The organism is Dietzia sp. JS16-p6b, from assembly GCF_003052165.1.
Lineage (GTDB): Bacteria > Actinomycetota > Actinomycetes > Mycobacteriales > Mycobacteriaceae > Dietzia.
This window is the reverse complement of the sequence record NZ_CP024869.1, coordinates 2,465,045-2,481,393: the sequence shown is the minus strand read 5'-3', so window position 1 is coordinate 2,481,393 and position 16,349 is coordinate 2,465,045. Positions and strand designations below refer to the sequence as shown.

The window sequence follows — 16,349 nt, the reverse complement described above, 5'->3', positions numbered from 1 at the left end:
TGATCCCCATGGAGAACGAGAACGATCGGGGAACCGGTGATCCCCGGCCCGGCGACGAGTGGGCCTCGGGTCCGGGCGCGGGCGGGCACGGACACCATCAGTACGGGCAGGGCCAGTACGGACAGGGCCAGTACGGGCACGTCCAACCCGAGCAGGGATGGGGTGGCCCGGGGGCTCCCGCCGCGGCGCCGCCCCCGCACCCCCCGCACGTCGGCGCGGACACCGGGACGGCTGCGACCGCCAGGTCGGGGCGGGGCCTGCTGGTCGCCGGCCTGGTGGCGGCGATGCTGGTCTCGGGTGGCCTGGGCGGGTGGATAGGCGCGACGGCGGCCGGCGGGGGCGACGGCGCGAGGCTCGCCTCCCCGATCTCCGCCACGCAGCCCGAGGGACAGGCCCCGGACGGCACCGTCGAGTCCGTTGCCGACACGGTGCTGCCGAGCGTGGTCTCGATCGATGTCCGCGGACAGGCCGGGCGGGGTGAGGGATCCGGCGTGATCCTCACCCCGGACGGTCTGATCATCACCAACAACCACGTCATCGCGTTGGGTGCCGCCGGCGGCCAGATCGAGGTGCGCTTCCACGACGGGTCGAGGGCCCCGGCGACGATCGTCGGTACCGATCCGGCGACGGACATCGCCGTGATCAGGGCGGAGACCGACCGGTCGCTCACCCCGATCGCACTCGGGTCCTCCGCGACCCTCGACGAGGGCCAGGCCGTCGCCGCGGTGGGCTCTCCGCTCGGTCTGTCCGGCACCGTGACCACCGGCATCGTCTCCGCGCTCGACAGGCCGGTGCGCGCCGGCGGTGCGCAGTCCGACCAGAGCACGGTGATCGACGCCATCCAGACCGACGCCGCGGTCAACCCCGGCAACTCCGGTGGCGCGCTGGTCAACATGAACGGCGAACTGGTGGGCATCAACTCGGCCATCGCATCGCTGGGATCCGGGAACGCGGGATCCATCGGCCTGGGCTTCGCCATCCCGGTCGACCAGGCCCGGCGGATCGCGGATCAGCTGATCAAGCAGGGTTTCGCCACCCGTGCGGTTCTCGGGGTCACGGTGAGCGACCAGCGGGACATCAGCGGCGCGCTGGTGCGCACCACCGAGGCGGGGGGCCCCGCCGAGCAGGCGGGCATCGAGGAGGGGGCGGTGATCACCGGGGTCGGAGACCGGGTGATCGAGAGCGGCGACGCGTTGGTCGCCGCCATCCGCTCGAGGGCCCCCGGGGAGACGATCTCCGTCACCTATGCTTCTCGTGTGGGCGATCAGCCGAGGACTGTCGACGTGGTACTGGGAGAGGCGAGATGAGCACGAGATTCGACCCGAGGTCTCTGCCCGGTGGGCGCAGGCTCCAGACTGACGTGGACTTCGACCCCACGGCCACCGAGCCGGCGGACACCCCTATCGCCGGTCGCGCGATGGTCGTGGTGGTCACCGACCGGTTGGACGGCCGGGAGGACACGATCGGCCCGCTGGTCACCGAGTTGCTCGAGGAGGAGGGGTTCCTGGTGGGCGGCGTCGTGGGAGTGGCCGCCGACGAGGCCGAGGTCCGCAAGGCACTCGAGACCGCTGTGGTGGGCGGCTTCGACTTCGTGGTGACCGTCGGCGGCACCGGAGTCGGACCGCGGGACATCACCCCCGAGGTGACGGAGGAGATCCTCGACCAGCGACTGCCCGGCATCGCCGAGGCCGTCCGGTCGTCAGGCCTCACGGCCGGGGCCGTCGACTCGATCGTCTCCCGCGGTCTGGTCGGGGTGTCCGGGAGCACGGTGGTCGCCAACCTCGCGCCGAGCCGCGCCGCGATCCGTGACGGGATGGCGACGCTGTGCCCGCTGGTCTCGTACGTGGTGGCTCAGCTGTCCGCGATCGACGAGTGGTGACCGACCGGCGGGTCGAGGACGGCGGGCCGCAGGACGGCGCCGGGACAGACAGCGCCCGGATCGACGAGGTGTTCGGCGAGGTCCTGCCTCGGACCACATCCGACGAGGTCCGCGACGAGGACGGCCGGCTCGGCGACGACTGGTGGAGGGAGCAACGCCCTCCCCACCACGGGTGAGTCGCCCGGGTGCGGGGTCAGGACTCGCCGGACGGGTTCCGCGGGTCCGACGGATGGCTGAGCGGACGCCCTGCGAGCAGGTCGCGGATCTCCACCAGGAGGTCGTTGTCCGAGGCGGGGGCATCCACACCCTTGCGCTTGGCGGCGGCCTCCTTCAGCTTGTTCATCGGCCCCACCAGGACGAAGTAGATGACCGCGGCGATCAGCAGGAAGTTGATGATCGCGGTGAGCAGCAACCCGAAGTCCATCCGCGTCTCGGGGTTGTTGTCCAGTAGTTGGACGGCGAACCCGATCTCGCTGTTGCCACCCAACAGTGCGATCAGCGGGTTGATGATCGCGCTGGTGAAGGCGTCGACGATCGACGCGAACGCCGTGCCGATGACCACGGCGACCGCCAGGTCGATCACGTTGCCCTGCATGATGAAGTCTTTGAAGCCCTTGAGCATCCTGCACCCCTCCCTGGAGACGCGGCGTGGTCCACCACGTGTGCGTACGTTCGCGCCGATCTGAACCGCAGGGACGTTACCAGCACGATCCCTGCCGCGGTCACCCGTGCACCAGGATCGCCAGCGGTGTCCCGGCGGCGTGCGAGGCCACCCGGGCGGCGTCGGATTCCGGTACCTCGACGAGGATCGACCGGCTCCCGCCCCGGCCGGCCGGGGTGTCGGCGACGCGGGCGGCGCGCGCGATCACGAGGGGCCCGCCGGGCGAGTCCGGGTCGACCGTGCCGATCAGATCCACGAGGTCACCGGCGCTCAGGAGGTCGGCGACGGTCGGGTCCGCCAGGGGGATCGGGACCACCCGCACGTCCCGGTTGTCGGCGTGATGACGGGCGTCCGTCGTGGGCGGGGCCGGCACCTCCGCCGGGGACTGACGTGCGACGACGGGCGCGGCGATCACCAGTGCGGCGGCCACGGCGATCCGTGCGGCCCGTCGACGCCGCCACCGCCGCGGGGCGGGTGGCGACGTGAGGATTCGGCGCATCTGGGTCCCCCGTCGGTCGGCTCGCCGTCGGTGAGCGGCGCGGTGTCGAGGAGACCGTATCGGGGCGAGGGGAGAAGCAGGGCCGCGTGAGGGGGCCGGGAGGGGCGCCTGTGGACCGGGGGCGCCCTGTGGAGGAGAGGTGTCGGGTGCCCGTTACGACGACGAGGACGCGCTCGAGGAGGCGGGCGAGCCCGACGAGCTCGAGCCGGATGTCGACCCCGCCGACGAGCCCGAACTCGACGAGCCCGACGAGCCGGAGCCCGAACCCGACGAAGCCGAGTCGGATTTCCCTGAACCCGAGTCGGTCTTACCGGGTCCCGAGCCGCTCCCGGCGCCCGAACCCGCCCCGGCGGCGCGGCTGTCCGTGCGGTAGAAGCCCGAGCCCTTGAAGACCACGCCGACGGTGTTGAAGAGCTTGCGCAGGCCGCCCTCGCACTGCGGGCAGACAGTGAGCGAGTCCTCCGTGAAGGACTGCTGGATGTCGAAGGCGACATCGCAGTCGCGGCACCGGTACGAATAGGTGGGCATCTGGCCTCCGGGGCAGAGTCGGCTAACGACTGGCACTCTACCCTCCCGAGTGCCAGTCGTTAAAAGTCGAGGACTCCGTGTGGGGTGACCACGCCGGTCACGGGCCGGTCGTGGGGCTCGACGGGGAGGCGTTCGAGCACGTCCTCCGGGTCCAGGACCGCCAGCAACCTGGTGTGCGGACGGGCCAGCGCGAGCGTCCGGTCGTAGTACCCGCCGCCGCGGCCGAGTCGGGCGCCGGCGCGGTCGACGGCCACAGCGGGCACCAGGACGAGATCGGCGTCGGCGATCCGCTCCGGGGGCGACGGCGGCGCGGACGGGACCGGGATGCCGAACCGTCCCGGGCGCAGATCCGCCGACCCGGCGTACGCCGCCCACCCCAGCGGGCCGGCCGCGGGGGAGACCGGCAGGAGTACCTGCGCCCCCGCCAGGGCGAGCGCCTCGGGTAGGCCCGCTCCGCCGGCCTCGTCGTCGTCGGGAACGAACGCGCAGACCACCATCCCCTCCGTCACCAGGGAGGCAAGATGGTCGCGGATCGCCCGGTCCCGGTCCGTCCGCACCGATGTGGGCACCGCGGCGCGTCTCGCGCGCACCGCGCGACGTACCGCGGACTTGTCCGGTGTCATCACCCCAGTGTGCCGTCACCGTGCGGCCTCCATGCCGCCGGTGGTCCGGAGGTCGGGGCGGGGTGCTCCGTCTATGGTGTACGGCATGACGTCCACCACCTCGCCCGACTCGCAGTTCCGCACCGCGGTCGTCCCGGCCGCCGGCCTCGGGACCCGGTTCCTGCCCGCCACCAAGACCGTTCCCAAGGAGCTGCTGCCCGTGGTGGACACCCCGGGGATCGAGCTCATCGCGGAGGAGGCGACCGAGGCGGGGGCGGGCCGGCTCGCGATAGTGACCTCCGAGCGCAAGGTCGGGGTGATGGCGCACTTCTCCGAGGACCAGGTTCTCGAGGACACGCTGTCGGACCGGGGCAAGGACGTCCTGCTGCACAAGGTCCAGCGGGCCCCCGGGCTCATCGAGGTGGTGGACGTCCGCCAGGACGAGCCGCTGGGCCTGGGGCACGCGGTCGCTCAGGTGGAATCGGTGCTCGGGGACGAGGAGCAGGCCGTCGCCGTGCTCCTGCCGGACGACCTGGTGCTGCCGTTCGGGATCCTGGGCCGGATGTCGCAGGTCCGCGCGGAGCGGGGCGGCAGCGTCCTCTGCGCGTTCGAGGTGAGCCCGGAGGAGGTCTCTTCGTACGGGGTGTTCGAGGTGTCCGACACGGATGACCCGGCGGTCAAGCAGGTCCGCGGCATGGTCGAGAAGCCGGCCGTCGAGGACGCGCCGTCCAACCTCGCGGCGGCCGGGCGGTACGTGCTCGACCGCGCGATCTTCGACGCGCTCCGGCGCATCGAGCCGGGCGCCGGCGGGGAACTGCAGCTCACCGACGCGATCGACCTGTTGATCAACGAGGGCCACCCGGTCCACGTGGTGGTCCACGACGGCACCAGGCACGACCTCGGCAATCCCGGCGGGTACATCAAGGCCTGCGTGGACTTCGCCCTGGACAACCCGGCCTACGCCGACGAGCTCCGCGAGTGGCTCGCCGGGCGGCTCGACCACTGAGGCCGGGCGCCGTCACGGAATGGCGTCACGGGATGGCGCCATGCGGGCGCTACCCTCTCCCACAAGGACCCGGCGGTCGGTCCGCCACGCCTGGCGTGACACCGCCGCACGGTCAGCGACTTTCGTACGGGAAGGGGACACCTGGTGCGCTCCGTCGAGGAACAGCTCGCACTGGTGACGGCGGCCGCGGTCGCCCCGAGACCGGTGCGCGTGTCGATCTCGGAGGCGCAGGGTCTGTTGTGTGCCGAAGAGGTCGTGGCCGAGCGCCCGCTGCCCTCCTTCGACCAGTCCGCGATCGACGGGTACGCGGTCCGCAGTGTCGACATCCGGGTAGGTGGCCCGACCGACGACCCGGGTGAGAAGTCCGCCGGGCCGTCCGGTCTGCCCGTCGTCGGGAGGATCACCGCGGGATCCCGGCAGCCGACCCGGCTCCAACCCGGCCAGGTCGTCCGCGTGGACACCGGCGCGCCCCTGCCGACCCTGGCTGACGCGGTCCTCCCGGTCGGCTGGGCCGTCGCCGAGGGCCAGCGCATCAGCCCCACCCGCACCGTCGCCAGCGGCGAGTACGTCCGTCGCGTGGGCGACGACGTCCAACCGGGCGATGTCGCGGTGCGCGCGGGGGCCATCATCGGGCCGGCCCAGGTCGGCCTGCTCGCGTCCGTGGGGCGGTCCAAGGTGCTCGTGCACCCCAAGCCCCGCATGTCCGTGATCTCGGTCGGCGACGAACTGCTCGACGTCGACGCCAGCCCCGGCACCGGCCAGGTCTACGACGTCAACTCCTACGCCCTGACCGCGGCGGGCCGTGACGCCGGGGCCGACGTGCACCGGGTGGGTATCGCCAGTACCGAACCCTCGAGGCTGCGCGAGGTCCTGGAGGGGCAGCTTGTGCGCAGTGAACTCGTGGTGGTCTCCGGCGCGGCCGGCGGTGAGGCCACCACGAGGATCCGGCAGGTCATGGAGGAGCTCGGGCAGATCGAGGTCAACCGCGTGGCCATGCATCCCGGATCGGTCCAGGGGTTCGGGCGACTGGGTCGTGACGAGGTCCCCACATTCCTCCTGCCGTCGAACCCGGTGAGCGCCCTCGTCGTCTTCGAGATCATGGTCCGGCCACTGATCCGCATCGCGTTGGGCAAGCGGCAGCCCATGCGCCGGACGGTCCGCGCCCGCACCGTCGCCCCCATCTCCTCGGTGGAGGGCAGGCGCGGTTACCTGCGCGGACAGCTCATGCGAGACACCGACACCGGTGAGTACCTGGTGCGGGCGCTCGGCGGCGCGCAGGGATCCTCCACCCACCTGCTCGCCTCGCTCGCGGAGGCGAACTGCCTCGTGGTGATCGACCCCGACGTCTCCGCCGTCCGGACCGGTGACGAGGTGGACGTGATGTTCCTCGCCCAACGCGGCTGAGCCGATCCGGGTCCGAGACCATGTGGAACGTCGTCGCGACCGATGCGACCGCCCACCCCGGGTGGCCGCTCGAGGCCGGACCCCTCCGGGTCCGCGCCGGCGTGGTCACGCTCCGACCGGTGCGGCGTCGCGACGCGCGCGACTGGTCCGCGTTGAGGCTGGACGAGCGGGACCACCTCGAACCGTGGGAGCCGACCGTCGAGGGCGAGTGGCGGGAGAACAACACCGCCCGCGCGTGGCCGGGAATCCACTCCCAGCTCAGACGCCACGCCCGTGCCGGTGTGTCGTTGCCGGCCGCCATCGAGTTGGACGGCCGCTTCTGCGGACAGCTGACCGTCGGCGGGATCGTGCGGGGCGCGCTGCACTCGGGCTGGATCGGGTACTGGGTTGGTCGACGGTTCGGCGGTGGCGGGGTGGCCACCGCGGCCCTCGCCCTGGGGCTGGACCACGCGCTGGGGCCGGGCGCCCTGCACCGGGTCGACGCCACCGTCCGCCCGGAGAACACGGCCAGCCGGGTGGTGCTCGAACGGTGTGGATTCCGCGAGGAGGGCCTGCTGAAGCGCTACCTCCACGTGGACGGCGAGTGGCGTGATCACCTGCTGGTCGCACGGACCCGTGAGGAGCACGGCCGGGGCGCCGTGGCGTCCCTGGTGGCCTCGGGCTTCGCGCGTCGCGTCTGAGGATGTCCTGAGCATCGTGACCTGCGGCGCGCCGCCACGGGGCGGGGCCCGGGCGCCGTTACGGTTTAGGCCACACCACGACGTCCCGTGTCGGGGTGGACGCTCGAGGAGGCCTGATCGATGTCGAGCTCACTGCTGATCATCCTGCTGGTGGTGGTCTGGCTGTTCGTCCTCGCGCCGATGCTCATCCGCTCGCGCAACCCCATCCGCCGCACCGGCGACGCGCTGGCGCAGACCCGCACCCTGTACTCGGGCGGCTCGGGTCGCCTCGTGCCCAGCCGGGGGCGCGCGTCCGGTGACCCGGTCCGGGCCGAGACCGAGGAGACGCTCTTCGGACTGCCCTCCGGTGCGGGCGCCACCGACGCCGAGCTCCTGGACACCGACACGTGGGGGCATCTGCTGGAGCAGACCCTGCGACGCGAGGCCGCCGGCAGGCGCGGGGAGGCCGTGCGACGGGTCATGGAGGAGCGTCGGTACCAGGGGACCGGTCGAGCCGTCCCCGGAGACGACACCGCCGCCGAGGAGGTCACCACCGAGATCCCCGCGGTCGTCGTGGACGATCTGCCCGACACCGCGACGGGACGATCCGGCGAGTCGACCGTCGTCGACGGTGAGCTGGTCGAGACCCCCGCGGGGGGCGGGACCTCCTCGCGCGCCGATCACGACGAGGACGCGGCCGGAATCGATGCCGAAGCCGTGCTGGTCCACCGCGGACGGCGGCGCCCCGTCGAGCCCGAGGTGGAGCTCACCGATGCGGACCTCGACTTCGCCGAGCGCAGGCGGGGCCGGGGGGCGTACGACCCCATGGCCGATCGTCAGGCCGCCGAGCAGCGCGCCCACGCGCGTCAGCGGACGGCGCTGATCCTGGTGGCGCTGGCGGCGGTAGCTGTGGTCGCCGCGCTGGTGACCGTCCCCGCCGTCTGGTGGTTCGCCGGGGGTTCGGTGCTCCTGCTCGCTGCCTACCTCACCTACCTCCGCCGCCAGGTCCGCCTGGAGGAGAGCCTGCGCCGCCGCCGGGTCGAGCGCATGCGCCGCGCGAGGCTGGGCGTGGAGTCCCGGGAGGACGACGAGCTCTCCATCGTGCCGCCCCGGTTGCGTCGGCCCGGCGCGGTGGTGTTGGAGGTCGACGACGAGGACCCGGCCTTCGACATGCTCGACACCTTTGACCGGGAGCAGGAGACCGACCCCCGCCGCCGGCCGCACGGCCCGGATCACCGGACCGCGCACCGCGAACCGCTGCGGCGCGCGGTCGGCTGACGCGGACAGTCGCTCAGGGCCGCTTCCGGTACATCACGACCCCGTCCTTGACGGTCGCGGTCTGGATCCCGTCCGGTCCGACCGCCTCGCGCGGGCGGATCTCCTCCAGGACGACCTCCCACACCGCCGGGTCCAGTGCCAGCTCGGCCACCTCCTCGGACGGGGTGGGCAGGACGGGGTGCGCGGCCCCGTGAGCAGACGTCTCGCCCGCCTTCTCGTGATCCCCGGCGCCGTGACGGTTCGCCCACGGCGGGATGTCCGCCTCCGACTCGAACACGTGCGAGACCAGTAGCAGGTGACCGCCCGGGCGTACCCGCTCGGCGGCACGCTGGAGTATCTGCGTGCGGGGCAGGTCGACGGGGGAGTGGAAGAAGCTGGCCGTGACGAGGTCGAACCGCTCGTCGGTGGTCCAGGTGGACAGGTCGTGCGACACCCAGTCGATACGGTCGGCCAGTCCGCGGGTCGCCGCTGCCTCGGCTCCGCGGGAGACCGCCGTGGGCGACAGGTCCACCGCGGTGACCCGCCACCCCTGCTCGGCCAGCCAGACCGCGTCTCCGCCCTCACCGCAGCCCAGCTCGAGGGCCGAGCCGGCCGGGAGAGGGCCGACCACCGCTGCGGTCGTGGCGTTCGCGGCCCCCGACCAGCGGGGCCCGTGCCCGGCGTACTCGCCCTCCCAGAACTCGGCCGGGCCTCCGGAGGCGTTGTGGGCGAAGGTCGCGGCGTCGAAGTCCTCGAGTGCGGCGTCGAAGTCCTCGTGGACCAGCATCATGTTGACCATCCCGCCCGCCATCGACCCCGCGGCCATGGAGACGGGCACGGTGGCCCCCGGGTTGGCGACGTTGCCCGCCGCCCAGATGCGGGGATGACTGGTCGCACCGAACTGGTCCACCGCGAGAACCGTGCCCAGCGGGGAGGTGGTCCGCTCCAGGTCGAGCCCGTCGAGGAACCGGTCGTGGGGCCGAGCGGTGGGCGCGGCGAAGATCGCGTCGAGTGCGATCTGTCGTCCGTCGGCCAGGCGGACGCCGGTCAGTCGTCCGTCCTCGGACAGGACGCTGGTGACGGGCGATTCCTCGAGCCGGACGCCGCGGGCCCGGAGCCGGGCTGCCACCTCGGCATCGGGGGCGCCACTCCCGGCGGTGAGGAACACCAGGTCCTCGGTCCACTGCCGGACGAGCTGGGCCTGGTGCGCCGACATGGCGGACGTGCCCAGCACCGCGATCCTGCTGCCGCGCACCTCCCAACCGTGGCAGTACGGGCAGTGGAGCACGCTCGAGCCCCAGAGTTCCTGCAGGCCGGGGATGTCCGGGAGTTCGTCGGTCTGTCCGGTCGCCACGACGAGAGCACGGGCTGTCACGGGTGCCGCATCGGCGAATTCGACGGTCAGGGCGGCGTTCCCCCCGTTCGCTCCGTCACCGCTCCCCGCGTCGTCGACCCCGCTGTCCCGGACCACGGTCACGAACCCGGAGCGCACCGTCACGTCGTACTGCCGCAGTTCCTCGCGGCCCCGGCGGAGCAGCTCGAGCGGGTCCATCCCCTCATGGCCGAGGACTCCGTGCATGTGCGCGGCGAAGCGGTTGCGCGGTTCGCCGGCGTCGACGACGAGCACGCGGCGGCGGGCCCGGCCGAGCATGAGCGCCGCCGACAGGCCCGCGGCCCCACCGCCGACCACGATCGTGTCCCAGTGTTCTGGTGTCTCCTCAGTGATGTCCATGGGGACAGTTGACGCCTGGTGTGCAAAAACTGCAAGAATGTTTGCACTATTGGCAAGGAGTCGGGCGACGGCGGGAGAGGACCGATGGGCGGAGAACTCAAGCAGGTGGGCGTGCGGCTGCGCGCGTACCGACACAGCCGCGGGTTGACGCTGGACGAGTTGGCGGAGCGGGCCGGGATGTCGGCCAGCACGCTGTCGCGTCTCGAGTCAGGCAAGCGGCAGGCCAGTCTCGAGCTGCTGCTGCCGCTCACGCGCCAACTGGGGATCGGCCTGGACGACCTGGTGGCCCCGACCACGGTCGACCCCCGGGTGCGGCGGCCCGTCGTCCACCGGGACGGCATGGTCATCGCGCCCCTGGCCCCCGAGGGGTCATCGGTGGGGACCTACAAGATCACCTACCCGCCGGCAAAGGTGGCGCCCGAACCCCGGGTCCACGACGGGTACGAGTGGTTCTACGTCCTGTCCGGGAAATTGCGCCTGGTCCTCGGCGACCAGGAGCTGATCCTCACCCGCGGGGAGGCGGCCGAGTTCGACACCAGGGTCCCGCACAGCCTGTCCGCGGCCGGGGGACGCCCGGCGCAGGTGATCAGCATCTTCAACGACGACGGCGTGCGGATGCACACGCACACCGCGGGCTCGTGACGTCTCCAGGGCTCCCGGTTTGGTCGGTCGCCCGGCCGTGCTGGTAGGGTATCCCTCGCTGCTCGAGAGGGCGGCACTGCTTCCCGAAAGGGCGGCGACACGGCCCGCGAGGGCCGTGAGGGGCTATAGCGCAGTTGGTAGCGCGTCTCGTTCGCATCGAGAAGGTCAGGGGTTCGATTCCCCTTAGCTCCACCCAAGGACTTCGAGTTCAGAGGCCGTTTCCGCTCAGGCGGGGACGGCCTTTCCGCTTGTCAGGTCTGTGCGGCCCCGGCCCGGCCCGGCCAGGTGGCCGCGTGATCGTTCACGCGGGGTTTACCGCGACACCGGTGCACCCGGAGGTACCTGAGTAGTCTTCTGCGTCATGGCGACACCCGCGCCCGAGGGCGACGACGACCCCGGGGCCCCCTCCACGGTTCAGCGCTACATCGACGAGACCCCCCGGTGGCGGGACGGCACCCCGGCGGTCGCGGGCGGCATGACGAGTATGCAGGGCAGGATCTTCTGGCTCGCCTCGGCAGGCAAGTTCTTCGAGGGCCTGATCGTGTTCCTCATCGGGGTGGCCCTGCCGCTCATCACCGCCTACTGGTCACTCTCGGCGGTGGAGACGGGGCTGCTCACGGCCGCGACCCTCGCAGGCATCATGGTCGGGGCCACGGCCCTCGGTGGACTGTCGGACCGCTTCGGCCGCAAGCAGATGTTCCTCATCGAGATGGTCCTGTTCACCGTCTTCCTGCTCGGTGCCACCGTGGCACCCGGGTTCGCCGTCTTCCTCGTGTGCCTGTTCGGGATGGGTGTCGCGCTGGGGTGCGACTACCCGACCGCGCACGCGATCCTCTCCGAGACGCAGTCGACCGCCGGCCGCGGCCGTAAGGTGCTGTCGGCATTTGCGTTCCAGGCGGTCGGCGCCGTGGCGGGGACCCTGGTGGGCGTCGCCATCCTCAGCACCACAAGCTCACTCGACTCCTGGCGACTCATGTTCGGTGTCGTCGTGGTACCGGCGGCACTGGTCGCCGTCGGCCGGGTGTTCGTCGTACAGAGCCCACACTGGCTGGCGAACGTCGGCCGCCGCGCGGAGGCCGAGGCCGAACTCACGAAGCTCCTCGCCCGCACGCCGCGGTACCCCTCGGTCGTGACGATCTCGGACGGGCGGGACGGTGGGACCGAGGCCGCGACGACCGACGTCCGAGCGCTGTTCAGGACGCCGTGGCGGCGATCGACCATCCTGGCGTCGGTCCCGTGGTTCCTCCAGGACCTCAGCACCTACGGGATCGGCATCTTCACGCCGACGATCATCGCCACCACGCTCGGGAACGTCGCCAGCAGTGGGTCGTCGTCGTCGGCGATCATCCACAAGGACCTGTTCGGCGCCAAGGGTGCCGCCCTCATTGACGTCTTCCTCCTGGTGGGCATCCTGGTCGCCATCGTGTTGATCAACAGGTGGGGCCGCATGCGGCTGCAGATCCTGGGCTTCCTCGGCTGCGCGACCGGACTCGCCATCGCCGCCTCCTCGACCCTGGCCCACGGGTCGGTGCAGATGGTGCTCGTCTTCACCGGCTTCATCCTGTTCCAGTTCATGACCAACCTCGGTCCCAACTCCATGACCTACGTCGTGGCGGGGGAGGTGTTCCCGACGGCCCTGCGCGGGACGGGAGCGGGCATGGCGGCGTCCATCGCCAAGTCGGGCGCCGTGCTCACCTCGTTCCTCTTCCCGATACTGCTGGTCGCCTGGGGCACGGGTGTCGTCCTGGCGATCCTGGTGGGGACCTCACTGCTCGGGGCGGTCATCACGTGGCTGTTCCGCATCGAGACCACCGGCAAGAGCGTCGAGGAGATCGATTCGATGTACGAGCTGCATCCGACGACGACGGAGCCCGCCGAGCAGTGAGACCGGATGGTCCGCCTGTGGCACTGTGGGCGACATGCCGTCTCCCCGGATCGCCATCACCTTCTGTACGCAGTGCCGGTGGACGCTTCGCGCCCAGTGGTACGCGGGCGAGCTGCTGCAGACCTTCGAGGGCGAGATCGGTGAGGTCGCGCTCGTGCCAGCGACCGGCGGCACCTTCCGGATCGACGTCGGCGACGAGCAGGTCTGGAACCGCAAGAGGGATGGTGGATTCCCCGAGATCACCGAACTGAAGCGGGCTGTCCGGGATCTCGTCGCCCCGGGAAAGTCGCTCGGTCACGCCGACCGGGTCGGGCCCACCGAGTAGCCGCGGAGCTCGGTCCCGGAGGATCCCGACGGCGCCCGTTCGCCGTGACCGCACCCGGAATCCGCCCGAAATTCGCCTCCGGGTAAGGGAACTCTGATGTGCTGGAGTTCAGGCGGCGGCTGCCGCCGGTCGACGACACCAGGGAGAACGACATGTCCGTAAGGCTTCTCACCGTGTGCGGCGTGGCCGCAGTGACCCTCTTCGCGGGCGCCGGGACGGCGTCCGCTCAACTCGGCTCCGTCACGGGCTCGCTGCCGGGATCCGCCAGCGGGCCGGTCGGTTCCGTGGCGACCGCGGCGTGCAACGCCGGAAGCGTCGCGAACCTCGCCGGCGCGGGGCTTCCGACGAGCGCGGTGTGTGTGATCGCGCCGGCGCTGGGCGCGTCGATCGACCACCTGCTCGCCGGGGACACCAACGGGTCCGTCGCCGCGCTCGTCGGCGGCGTGCCGGGGGTGGGGAGCGCGTTGGAGAGGGTGGTGCCGACCGATTCCGCGGCCGACCTGGTGGACCAGGCACTGGCGGGCATCGACTCCACCTCGCTCAACCCCCAGGGCTGAGCGCGCCGGTAGGGCCCCGGCGGGGCGCCCCGGGCCGTAGGTGGCCGGCCCGGACGCGGAACCTGCTTTGCACTCAGTGCAAAACTGCTGGCCAAAGCGCATGAACGGCGGATTGAAACGCGTTATAGTCCGTCCATGCCCCTCTCACCCGGTACCCCAGCCCCCGATGTCTTCAGCCCGGCCAAGATCGGAAACGTGACGCTGCGCAACCGCATCGTCAAGGCCGCGACCTTCGAGGGCCGCTGCCCCGAGGGTCGGGTCACCGACGAACTCATCGAGTTCCACGCCGAGTACGCCCGCGGCGGCGTGGGCATGACGACAGTCGCCTACCTGGCCACCTCGCCCGAGGGTCGGACCGACCGGCACCAGTACCACTGGGGAATGAGTGACGGCGGCATGCTCCGCAAGCTCACCGACGCCGTGCACGCCGAAGGTGCGGCCGTGTCCGCGCAGGTCGGCCACGCGGGGGCGGTGGCCAACTCCGCCTCCACCCGGATGCCGGCGATGGGACCGTCCCGGATCCCGGCCCCCACGGGCATGTCGCTCACCAGGGCCTGCACCGAAGCGGACATCGACCGGATCGTCGAGGACCATGTCCGCGCGGCCCGCGGCGCGGCCGAGGCCGGGTTCGACGCGATCGAGGTGCACTTCGGGCACAACTATCTGGTCAGCGAGTTCCTCAGCCCTCGGCTCAACAAGCGTAAGGACTCCTACGGCGGGTCGCTGGAGAACCGTGCCCGGTTCGCCCGCCGCATCGGCCGCGCCATCCGCGACGCCATGGGTGACCGGATCGCGGTGACCATGAAGCTCAACATGGACGACGGCGTGCCCGGCGGCTTCTGGATCGACGAGGCGGTCCAGGTCGCCCGGTGGATCGAGGCGGACGGCTCGGCGGACGCTCTGGTGATGACCGTGGGCAGCTCGCTGCTCAACCCCATCTACCTCTTCAAGGGTGACGCCCCCCTGCACGAGTTCGCGGCCACCCAGCCGCCGGTCATCAAGATGGGGATGAAACTCGTCGGCCCCCGGATGTTCAAGGAGTACCCCTACACCGACGCCTACATGCTCGACGACGCCCGCCAGATCCGCGAGGCCGTCAGTCTGCCGATGATGCTGCTCGGGGGGATCGTCGACCGGCCGTCGATCGACAAGGCGATGACCGCGGGCTTCGAGTTCGTGGCGATGGGGCGCGCTCTGCTGCGCGAGCCCGACCTGCCCCTCACGCTGCAGGCCGACGACCGTCGGCGCTCCCTGTGCGTCCACTGCAACAGATGCATGGCCACGATCTACAGCGGGAGTCGCTGCGTGCTGCGCGAGCACGTGCCGCCCATCCCCGCGCGCAGGTGACCCCTGCATGAGACCGGCGTGACGCTACGGTGGAACCCGAGGAGGCCCGCTCGAGTGGTTCGGGCCGGAAGGGAACCACATGTCGAGGCGACGGATCACCGACTACCGCGGCACGACCTGCGTGGTCACCGGCGCGGCCAGCGGGATCGGCCGCGCCGTGGCGATCCGGTTGGCGGGCGAGGGCGCCTCGCTGGTGCTGACGGACCGTGACGCAGCAGGCCTGGACTCGGCGGCGGGTGCCTGCCGGGACGCCGGTGGCACGCTGCTCGCCTCGGAGGCACTGGACATCACCGACCACGAGGCGGTGATGCGGTTCGGCGAGGGCGTCGTCGCCGCCCACGGCGCCCCGCACGCGGTCTTCCACGTCGCGGGTAACTCGGCCTGGGGACGGCCTGACCTCCTCGAGCACCGCGTGTGGCGGTCGATGGTCGAGGTCAACCTCATGGGCACCATCCACGTGGTCGAGGCGTTCGTCCCGGCGATGATGGCCGCTCGGCGACCCGCTGCCCTGGTCATGGTCTCGTCGGCCGCGGGCCTGCTCGGCCTGCCCTGGCACGCCGCCTACAGCGCGGCCAAGTTCGGCATCCGCGGCATCGCCGAGGTGCTGCGGTTCGATCTGGCGCCCTACCAGATCGGCGTGCACCTGGTGTGCCCCGGCGGCGTGGACACCCCGCTGGTGGAGACCGTGGAGATCGCGGGCGTGGACCGCTCGGATCCGAAGGTCGCCAAGACCGTGGACCAGTTCCGTCGCCATGCCGTCACCCCGGAGGTGGCGGCCTCCAAGACGATCGAGGGTGTGCGCAAGGGGCGCTACATCGTCTACACCTCGCCGGACATCAGGCTGGCGTTCGCCGCCCAGAAGTTCGCGCCACCTCTCTATATCCTCGCGATGAAGCTACTGAGCCGTCGTATCACCAAGGCCGGCGAGGGAATCCTCCCGTGAGGGGGATGGAGACCCTCAACGACGCCGCGATATTGCTGGCCCGGATCGGGCTCGGGGCGGTGTTCGTGGCCCACGGGTGGCAGAAGTTCTTCACCCTGGGACTGGGCCGCGTGGGCGAGCAGTTCGCCGGGTACGGGATCCCGCAACCGGAGGTCACCGCGGCGGTCGTCGCCGGGGTCGAGCTGATCGCCGGGATCGCGCTCATCGCGGGCATCCTCACCCCACTGGCCGGGATCCTGCTGGCGGTGGACATGGCGGGGGCCCTGTACTTCGTCCACGCCACCAACGGTCCCTTCGTGACCCAGAACGGGTGGGAGCTCGTGGTGGCGCTGGGGGTGGGGGTGCTGCTCATCGCCGCGGTCGGCGCGGGCAGGTTCAGCATCGACAGGGTGCTGGGCGGGTGAGCCGACGGCGTCCTGCCGG

19 protein-coding genes and 1 tRNA gene are annotated in these 16,349 nt (G+C 71.6%); 15 read left to right on the top strand and 5 right to left on the bottom strand.

Going from position 1 to position 16,349, the window contains the following annotated elements; all coding sequences use genetic code 11:
• Nucleotides 1-8: 8 nt before the first annotated feature.
• Genes CT688_RS11295 through CT688_RS11285 form a run of 3 tightly spaced genes read left to right on the top strand, consistent with a single transcriptional unit; the run spans nucleotide 9 to nucleotide 2,055 of the window.
• Complete coding sequence (locus tag CT688_RS11295) at nucleotides 9-1,307, top strand: S1C family serine protease (RefSeq protein ID WP_107758170.1); 1,299 nt, start codon at nucleotides 9-11, stop codon at nucleotides 1,305-1,307.
• A complete protein-coding gene (locus tag CT688_RS11290; RefSeq protein WP_107756970.1) occupies nucleotides 1,304-1,879 on the top strand; it encodes a molybdenum cofactor biosynthesis protein B in 576 nt (191 codons plus the stop codon). The genes CT688_RS11295 and CT688_RS11290 overlap by 4 nt, the downstream gene beginning before the upstream one ends.
• Nucleotides 1,876-2,055 carry a hypothetical protein gene (locus CT688_RS11285; protein ID WP_107756969.1) on the top strand — a complete coding sequence of 60 codons (180 nt, stop codon included), beginning with the start codon at nucleotides 1,876-1,878 and terminating at the stop codon, nucleotides 2,053-2,055. Before CT688_RS11290 ends, CT688_RS11285 begins: the two co-directional genes overlap by 4 nt.
• A 17-nt stretch (nucleotides 2,056-2,072) precedes the next feature.
• Here the strand turns inward: CT688_RS11285 and mscL are convergent, their stop codons facing one another.
• The 4 genes from mscL to CT688_RS11265 form a co-directional block, all read right to left on the bottom strand.
• Nucleotides 2,073-2,501, bottom strand: a complete 429-nt coding sequence (gene mscL, locus CT688_RS11280) for a large conductance mechanosensitive channel protein MscL (RefSeq protein ID WP_107756968.1) — start codon at nucleotides 2,499-2,501, stop codon at nucleotides 2,073-2,075.
• A 100-nt stretch (nucleotides 2,502-2,601) separates the two neighbouring features.
• Nucleotides 2,602-3,039 carry a hypothetical protein gene (locus CT688_RS11275; protein ID WP_107756967.1) on the bottom strand — a complete coding sequence of 146 codons (438 nt, stop codon included), beginning with the start codon at nucleotides 3,037-3,039 and terminating at the stop codon, nucleotides 2,602-2,604.
• 153 nt (nucleotides 3,040-3,192) lie between these two features.
• On the bottom strand, nucleotides 3,193-3,567 hold the full coding sequence (locus CT688_RS11270) for an FmdB family zinc ribbon protein (RefSeq protein WP_107756966.1): 375 nt from the start codon (nucleotides 3,565-3,567) through the stop codon (nucleotides 3,193-3,195).
• 59 nt (nucleotides 3,568-3,626) lie between these two features.
• Complete coding sequence (locus CT688_RS11265; RefSeq protein WP_107756965.1) at nucleotides 3,627-4,190, bottom strand: 5-formyltetrahydrofolate cyclo-ligase; 564 nt, start codon at nucleotides 4,188-4,190, stop codon at nucleotides 3,627-3,629.
• Between the two features lie 85 nt (nucleotides 4,191-4,275).
• On the opposite strand from CT688_RS11265, the gene CT688_RS11260 reads away from it, so the two are divergent.
• The 4 genes from CT688_RS11260 (at nucleotide 4,276) to glpR (ending at nucleotide 8,516) form a co-directional block, all read left to right on the top strand.
• Nucleotides 4,276-5,175, top strand: a complete 900-nt coding sequence (locus tag CT688_RS11260) for a UTP--glucose-1-phosphate uridylyltransferase (protein WP_107758169.1) — start codon at nucleotides 4,276-4,278, stop codon at nucleotides 5,173-5,175.
• A gap of 144 nt (nucleotides 5,176-5,319) precedes the next feature.
• Nucleotides 5,320-6,579 (top strand): gephyrin-like molybdotransferase Glp, encoded by a 1,260-nt coding sequence (gene glp / locus CT688_RS11255; RefSeq protein WP_107756964.1) that lies wholly within the window; start codon nucleotides 5,320-5,322, stop codon nucleotides 6,577-6,579.
• Between the two features lie 20 nt (nucleotides 6,580-6,599).
• The gene (locus CT688_RS11250) at nucleotides 6,600-7,259 is read left to right on the top strand and encodes a GNAT family N-acetyltransferase (protein WP_107756963.1); all 660 of its coding nucleotides are present in this window, start codon (nucleotides 6,600-6,602) and stop codon (nucleotides 7,257-7,259) included.
• 120 nt (nucleotides 7,260-7,379) lie between these two features.
• Nucleotides 7,380-8,516 carry a gephyrin-like molybdotransferase receptor GlpR gene (glpR, locus tag CT688_RS11245; RefSeq protein ID WP_107756962.1) on the top strand — a complete coding sequence of 379 codons (1,137 nt, stop codon included), beginning with the start codon at nucleotides 7,380-7,382 and terminating at the stop codon, nucleotides 8,514-8,516.
• Nucleotides 8,517-8,529: 13 nt separating this feature from the next.
• Here the strand turns inward: glpR and CT688_RS11240 are convergent, their stop codons facing one another.
• Nucleotides 8,530-10,227 carry a bifunctional NAD(P)/FAD-dependent oxidoreductase/class I SAM-dependent methyltransferase gene (locus CT688_RS11240; protein WP_107756961.1) on the bottom strand — a complete coding sequence of 566 codons (1,698 nt, stop codon included), beginning with the start codon at nucleotides 10,225-10,227 and terminating at the stop codon, nucleotides 8,530-8,532.
• 84 nt (nucleotides 10,228-10,311) lie between these two features.
• On the opposite strand from CT688_RS11240, the gene CT688_RS11235 reads away from it, so the two are divergent.
• From CT688_RS11235 to CT688_RS11200, 8 genes are all read left to right on the top strand, one after another.
• Nucleotides 10,312-10,869 carry a helix-turn-helix domain-containing protein gene (locus CT688_RS11235; protein WP_017836307.1) on the top strand — a complete coding sequence of 186 codons (558 nt, stop codon included), beginning with the start codon at nucleotides 10,312-10,314 and terminating at the stop codon, nucleotides 10,867-10,869.
• A gap of 119 nt (nucleotides 10,870-10,988) precedes the next feature.
• Nucleotides 10,989-11,061: transfer RNA gene (locus CT688_RS11230), tRNA-Ala, on the top strand.
• A gap of 169 nt (nucleotides 11,062-11,230) precedes the next feature.
• A complete protein-coding gene (locus CT688_RS11225) occupies nucleotides 11,231-12,754 on the top strand; it encodes an MFS transporter (RefSeq protein WP_107756960.1) in 1,524 nt (507 codons plus the stop codon).
• Nucleotides 12,755-12,788: 34 nt separating this feature from the next.
• Nucleotides 12,789-13,079 carry a SelT/SelW/SelH family protein gene (locus CT688_RS11220; RefSeq protein ID WP_107758168.1) on the top strand — a complete coding sequence of 97 codons (291 nt, stop codon included), beginning with the start codon at nucleotides 12,789-12,791 and terminating at the stop codon, nucleotides 13,077-13,079.
• Nucleotides 13,080-13,261: 182 nt separating this feature from the next.
• A complete protein-coding gene (locus CT688_RS11215; RefSeq protein ID WP_231750309.1) occupies nucleotides 13,262-13,636 on the top strand; it encodes a hypothetical protein in 375 nt (124 codons plus the stop codon).
• A 135-nt stretch (nucleotides 13,637-13,771) separates the two neighbouring features.
• Nucleotides 13,772-14,983, top strand: a complete 1,212-nt coding sequence (locus CT688_RS11210) for an NADH:flavin oxidoreductase (RefSeq protein ID WP_107756959.1) — start codon at nucleotides 13,772-13,774, stop codon at nucleotides 14,981-14,983.
• Between the two features lie 79 nt (nucleotides 14,984-15,062).
• Nucleotides 15,063-15,926 (top strand): SDR family oxidoreductase, encoded by an 864-nt coding sequence (locus CT688_RS11205; RefSeq protein ID WP_107756958.1) that lies wholly within the window; start codon nucleotides 15,063-15,065, stop codon nucleotides 15,924-15,926.
• Nucleotides 15,927-15,931: 5 nt separating this feature from the next.
• On the top strand, nucleotides 15,932-16,330 hold the full coding sequence (locus tag CT688_RS11200) for a DoxX family protein (protein WP_107756957.1): 399 nt from the start codon (nucleotides 15,932-15,934) through the stop codon (nucleotides 16,328-16,330).
• The last annotated feature ends 19 nt before the right edge of the window (nucleotides 16,331-16,349 follow it).

Excerpts from the sequence above, each read along its gene's own strand:
- CT688_RS11295 (WP_107758170.1), top strand. The coding sequence starts at position 9 with ATGGAGAACGAGAACGATCGGGGAACCGGTGATCCCCGGCCCGGCGAC.
- CT688_RS11290 (WP_107756970.1), top strand. The coding sequence starts at position 1,304 with ATGAGCACGAGATTCGACCCGAGGTCTCTGCCCGGTGGGCGCAGGCTC.
- mscL (WP_107756968.1), bottom strand. The coding sequence starts at position 2,501 with ATGCTCAAGGGCTTCAAAGACTTCATCATGCAGGGCAACGTGATCGAC.
- CT688_RS11275 (WP_107756967.1), bottom strand. The coding sequence starts at position 3,039 with ATGCGCCGAATCCTCACGTCGCCACCCGCCCCGCGGCGGTGGCGGCGT.
- CT688_RS11270 (WP_107756966.1), bottom strand. The coding sequence starts at position 3,567 with ATGCCCACCTATTCGTACCGGTGCCGCGACTGCGATGTCGCCTTCGAC.
- CT688_RS11265 (WP_107756965.1), bottom strand. The coding sequence starts at position 4,190 with ATGACACCGGACAAGTCCGCGGTACGTCGCGCGGTGCGCGCGAGACGC.
- CT688_RS11260 (WP_107758169.1), top strand. The coding sequence starts at position 4,276 with ATGACGTCCACCACCTCGCCCGACTCGCAGTTCCGCACCGCGGTCGTC.
- CT688_RS11250 (WP_107756963.1), top strand. The coding sequence starts at position 6,600 with ATGTGGAACGTCGTCGCGACCGATGCGACCGCCCACCCCGGGTGGCCG.
- glpR (WP_107756962.1), top strand. The coding sequence starts at position 7,380 with ATGTCGAGCTCACTGCTGATCATCCTGCTGGTGGTGGTCTGGCTGTTC.
- CT688_RS11240 (WP_107756961.1), bottom strand. The coding sequence starts at position 10,227 with ATGGACATCACTGAGGAGACACCAGAACACTGGGACACGATCGTGGTC.
- CT688_RS11235 (WP_017836307.1), top strand. The coding sequence starts at position 10,312 with ATGGGCGGAGAACTCAAGCAGGTGGGCGTGCGGCTGCGCGCGTACCGA.
- CT688_RS11225 (WP_107756960.1), top strand. The coding sequence starts at position 11,231 with ATGGCGACACCCGCGCCCGAGGGCGACGACGACCCCGGGGCCCCCTCC.
- CT688_RS11220 (WP_107758168.1), top strand. The coding sequence starts at position 12,789 with ATGCCGTCTCCCCGGATCGCCATCACCTTCTGTACGCAGTGCCGGTGG.
- CT688_RS11210 (WP_107756959.1), top strand. The coding sequence starts at position 13,772 with ATGCCCCTCTCACCCGGTACCCCAGCCCCCGATGTCTTCAGCCCGGCC.
- CT688_RS11205 (WP_107756958.1), top strand. The coding sequence starts at position 15,063 with ATGTCGAGGCGACGGATCACCGACTACCGCGGCACGACCTGCGTGGTC.
- CT688_RS11200 (WP_107756957.1), top strand. The coding sequence starts at position 15,932 with ATGGAGACCCTCAACGACGCCGCGATATTGCTGGCCCGGATCGGGCTC.